Here is a 1,130-nt window from a genome sequence, read left to right as displayed (position 1 = left end):
TGGGTGTGATTCTTCAAATTCAAAACTGGATAGCAAGGCCTAAAGGATACAAGAAAAAAGCCACATCGGAGCAATCGTATTTTTCAAAATTCATGATTCATACGGGCGTTTTGATTTTTCTTTTCCTGGTTATTCACTTTGTGAATTTCTTTTTTGTTGCAAAAGGTATCATTGGCGAAATAGGAGAAATTCAGTATGGAAACCTGATTTATGAGGACTTAGGGTTGGTCGTAGTCAACCTATTCCAGGACAGGGGCTATGTTACATTTTATGTTGTTGCATTGCTGATTCTGGGTTTTCATCTCGACCATGCTTTCCAATCGGCTTTCCAGTCGCTGGGGCTGAGCAATCCAAAATATACCCCATTTATTAAAGGACTCGGACACTTTCTTGCCATCGGTATCACGCTTGGCTATATTTTAATTCCAGTGCTTATTTACCTCAATAAATAAAAAGAAATGATGAAGCTTGATTCAAAAATTCCTGAAGGCCCGATAGCCGAAAAATGGACAAATTATAAAGCACACCAAAACCTGGTGAACCCAGCCAACAAGCGCAAAATTGACGTGATTGTGGTGGGGACCGGACTTGCCGGAGGCGCAGCTGCTGCCAGCCTTGGCGAACTGGGTTTCAATGTAAAAGTATTCTGCATCCAGGACAGCCCGCGACGTGCGCACAGTATCGCAGCTCAGGGTGGCATCAATGCAGCGAAAAATTATCCAAACGACGGCGACAGTATTTACCGCTTGTTTTACGATACTGTGAAAGGCGGAGATTACCGCTCACGCGAAGCAAACGTTTACCGTCTTGCCGAAGTGAGCAACAACATTATAGACCAGTGCGTGGCACAAGGCGTGCCTTTTGCCCGCGAATATGGTGGATTGCTCGACAACCGTTCATTTGGTGGCGCTTTGGTTTCCCGTACGTTTTACGCCCGCGGGCAAACCGGGCAACAATTGCTTTTAGGAGCTTACAGCGCATTGAGCAAAGAAATTCATAAAGGAAGCGTTAAAATGTACACCCGCCGCGAAATGATGGATGTCGTGCTGGTGGATGGCCGAGCGCGTGGAATTATTGTCAGGAATATTGTTACCGGAAAACTTGAACGACACGGTGCGCACGCAGTTGTG

The 1,130-nt window shown here is 45.6% G+C and carries 2 protein-coding genes; both read left to right on the top strand.

Going from position 1 to position 1,130, the window contains the following annotated elements; all coding sequences use genetic code 11:
- Positions 1-452, top strand: a 452-nt coding sequence (locus tag VIM91_RS08625) for a hypothetical protein (RefSeq protein ID WP_331864415.1), incomplete at its 5' end; no start/stop codon positions are given.
- Between the two features lie 6 nt (positions 453-458).
- Positions 459-1,130, top strand: a 672-nt coding sequence (locus VIM91_RS08620) for an FAD-binding protein (RefSeq protein ID WP_331864414.1), incomplete at its 3' end; no start/stop codon positions are given.

The organism is Thiomicrospira sp., assembly GCF_036568485.1.
Taxonomy (GTDB): domain Bacteria; phylum Pseudomonadota; class Gammaproteobacteria; order Thiomicrospirales; family Thiomicrospiraceae; genus Thiomicrospira.
The sequence above is the reverse complement of the archived record's forward strand: the minus strand, read 5'-3'. Positions and strand labels throughout refer to the sequence as shown.